This window comes from Cobetia sp. SIMBA_158, from assembly GCF_046566945.1.
GTDB lineage: Bacteria > Pseudomonadota > Gammaproteobacteria > Pseudomonadales > Halomonadaceae > Cobetia > Cobetia amphilecti.
Genome location: NZ_JAWJYL010000576.1, coordinates 1 through 261 on the forward strand (window position 1 = coordinate 1; position 261 = coordinate 261).

Annotated in this window: 1 protein-coding gene; it reads left to right on the top strand. The window is 39.5% G+C overall.

The genetic code is table 11. The features are described from left to right. Window positions 1–261 (top strand): TonB-dependent receptor domain-containing protein (locus R2R70_RS21135; RefSeq protein ID WP_410979072.1); only part of this gene is annotated, 261 nt, incomplete at both ends.

The window sequence follows — 261 nt, forward strand, 5'->3', positions numbered from 1 at the left end:
CCTATTACTTTATGGCTGACTACTTTTTTGAAAATACATGGCGTATTACCGGCGGTGTTCGCTGGGAAGATTTCAAACAAGTATCGATTGGCTATCAGGCACATTCAAACTTATTCGAAAACACGCTTGAAGAAATTCAAGACGTTGTCATTAACGAAGATACTTTTTTTCCATCACTTGCTGTTACGTACATCATGGATGAAGAAATGCAGTTTCGCTTAAACGTGAGTGAAACCACTATTCGCCCAGACTTACGTGATG